The organism is Burkholderia sp. A9 (assembly GCF_000801975.1).
The window spans coordinates 1-2,845 of sequence record NZ_JSZN01000067.1 but is presented as its reverse complement, the minus strand read 5'-3'; the positions used below and the strand labels follow the sequence as shown (position 1 = coordinate 2,845).

At 61.2% G+C, this 2,845-nt stretch carries 1 protein-coding gene and 3 tRNA genes; 3 read left to right on the top strand and 1 reads right to left on the bottom strand.

What is annotated here, in order from left to right; genetic code table 11:
* Positions 1-1,000: 1,000 nt before the first annotated feature.
* A complete protein-coding gene (locus PI86_RS15435) occupies positions 1,001-1,849 on the bottom strand; it encodes a hypothetical protein (RefSeq protein ID WP_039324304.1) in 849 nt (282 codons plus the stop codon).
* 600 nt (positions 1,850-2,449) lie between these two features.
* On the opposite strand from PI86_RS15435, the gene PI86_RS15430 reads away from it, so the two are divergent.
* The 3 genes from PI86_RS15430 (at position 2,450) to PI86_RS15420 (ending at position 2,752) form a co-directional block, all read left to right on the top strand.
* A tRNA-Tyr gene (locus PI86_RS15430) sits at positions 2,450-2,535 on the top strand.
* A 43-nt stretch (positions 2,536-2,578) separates the two neighbouring features.
* Positions 2,579-2,652 (top strand) — tRNA-Gly (locus PI86_RS15425).
* 25 nt (positions 2,653-2,677) lie between these two features.
* Positions 2,678-2,752, top strand: a tRNA-Thr gene (locus PI86_RS15420).
* The last annotated feature ends 93 nt before the right edge of the window (positions 2,753-2,845 follow it).

Below are 2,845 nucleotides of genomic sequence, written 5' to 3'. Positions count from 1 at the left end.
GACCGTGAAACGACTCTACGCCGATGATAGTGCGGATTCCCGTGTGAAAGTAGGTAATCGTCAGGCTCCCTAAGCCAGAAACCCCCGCCCGAAAGGCGGGGGTTTTTGCATTTCTGGCGCCGGAAATGGTGGGGTGCTGAGGCCGTGGGCTGGTCATTGGCATCGGCGGGCGGTGAGCTGGCCGCGAGCTGCATCCAAATGCACGCCGGTAACTCCATGCCGCAACCCGGTTGAGATCAACTGTATCTCGCTGCGACCCGTCGTCGGGCCGCAGCCATGACCGTGAATCTCGCACCGCTCGCAGCACGGTTGCCGGATCGACGCCGAGCGTTTGAGCTGCGGCAGCTGAACGAGGCAATTCAATCCGCATCAAGGCCGGCAGCATCGGACCTCGCGCAGCGAGATCCGCAGCTTCCGTCGGCTCTACAGCCGCAGGCACTGAGTGCCATGCGGTTTCCATCCTCCGAATGACTCGACCGTCGGCTACGCCGCCGATCCCCCAGGCGCGCGGCGAGGATTCTGTTACTCGTCTGGCTGCCGGGACTGGCTGCGTCATGCTCGTCGCGATTTCGTCTCCTGGCCTTTCACCGGCTATTTGTCCCCTCGGGTACGTCGCACATCGCAACGAGGCGTCGTGTTTGGTTAATTTGCCATTTCGGGTTATTTCGTGGTCTACCTTGACCATCTCCGGCCAATGTCGGCGATTTTTGGTGGCGAAGCCGCCCCGCAATTGGCGCAGTTCGGGGCGCATCCGCAGTATCTCCGTCAGCAGTGCAAGCCCGCGAGAGCAAGTCCGTTGGCAGCCGAATGAGGTGTGAAACCGTCATCGAGCGATCCAGCGAAGTCGACGCAGCAAGACGCAAAATTTGTCCAGTGGCTCGATCCCGTCAGAAGTCCGCGCTGTTGTTTCTGACGAGCGGGGGCTGACCATTCCGGAGGACGTAGACTTCCTCGGCGAGCGAATAGGCGGTGCCGCCGAAGCAGTCACGACCTTCGTCCATCAATGCAAAATGCCGCCGTCCACGTTGACGCCGGTCGACCGTACCGTGCATGCGGTGCTTGGATCGCTCAATGCCGAATGCTCGACCGCGGCAAACCGGCGAATCGTGCCTTTACCCTGTTCTCGGGTCAACACGAGCAACGCCGGGCAACGAGCGATCGATGTCGAAGAACTCGCGTCGCACGTCAACTTCTTTGCATCCTGATCGGTATGAGGCGCGCGATATGCCCCGCCGTCGAAGCCGACGCAGGTATCTGCGCTCAACTGAACGAGACGCGCGTCGTATCGACATGACGGACGTCGTGTGTACAACGCGGCCTCGCTTCGATAGGCGGACCAGGCGCTCATGTTGGTCGGCCTGCACGACGGTCCGACACAATGCGCGCTGCACTGCTGGACGTTCGCTGCGACGGCGACGTGCAGGCCATGCGGCAGCCCGGAGCGCGGTCGCATATTGTCGCGTATCAGCGGCAGCAACACATCAAGGCAGGTCGCGTTGTCCGAGTCGCCCCGGGTGGCGTCATCGTTGCTGCCGGCTGCGATAAGGTAGACCGATGCATCGGTCAGTAGCCACGCGTACGCAATCGCTTCCGGAGTCATGGCGCTCGCGGGTGTCGCCCCGTCATATGTCGCGGTCAAGCAACCGGCGTCGATGGCCGGCTTTAACGTGTCGTACGCCGCGCGCGCCGCAGCGCCGCGCGCGCGCGCGGTGTGGCTCTCGGAAAGCGCCTGCTGCCGGATCGCGGCGATCGTCCCTGCGCGGCACCAGGCATTTTCGGTGGTGCCTGCTTGTGCCGCGGGAGCGGAGAAGATCAACGCGAAGACAAGAAGGAAAACTGGATTCCGCATGGGGCGGAGGAGTCGCGAAGGCGGGGCGATCGCGCGACACGGGATGGTACCGTGCCTGCTTTCCGATCGCGGTGATGAGGGCTTCGTCGATCCTGGCACCCGTTCCTGAAAGGTCGGTTCTGGCGTCGCAGCGGAGCTGGCGGAAGCGGTGGAAGCGGTGGAAGCGGCGGAACCGGTGGTGCTCTATCCCGAATCCGGTTTTGGCGCGCCGGCCAACCCTGCAAAGTCGCGAGCCGTCCCGTAGCTGGCGGCGGGCTGATGTGTCGCTATTAACCGACTTCGACCGGTCCGAGCCGCCGAAGAAGGTGCTGCAAACCCATCCGGCATGGAAATTGCGATTTTTTTCATCTACCCGCTTGGCATTATGCGCGGGAGGTCGTATGATGGCGGTCTTTCGTTTTCAGCGAAGATGCAAATCGGCGCTGAAGGCGGAGTCTGACGAAGATGTGGGCGCCGATAGGCGATCCTCTCGTGCTTGCCTCAGCCAGGCGAGTGTGGGTGTCGGGTGAGTCGAGCGGGCGCGCTGGAAGAGAATGAAAATAATCTTCCGGATGCGCTTGACAAGAGTTCGATGCACCCCCATAATCGTCAGTTCTCTACGGAGGGGTGCCCGAGTGGCTAAAGGGGGCAGACTGTAAATCTGTTGGCTTACGCCTACGTTGGTTCGAATCCAACCTCCTCCACCAAGAATATCAGCGCAGTGAGTGGTAAGGGATCGTAGTGGCCCGTGCGGGTGTAGCTCAATGGTAGAGCAGAAGCCTTCCAAGCTTACGACGAGGGTTCGATTCCCTTCACCCGCTCCAGTCCGTGAAGTTGAAGCGTAATACCGCCCATGTGGCTCAGTGGTAGAGCACTCCCTTGGTAAGGGAGAGGTCGGCAGTTCGATCCTGCCCATGGGCACCAGCAGTTAAAGTCAGTGTCTGTTTGCGCGCGGCGCAACCTGTGAAATTCCTTTTGGGAGTCGAAAATGGCCAAGGGTAAATTTGAGCGGACCAA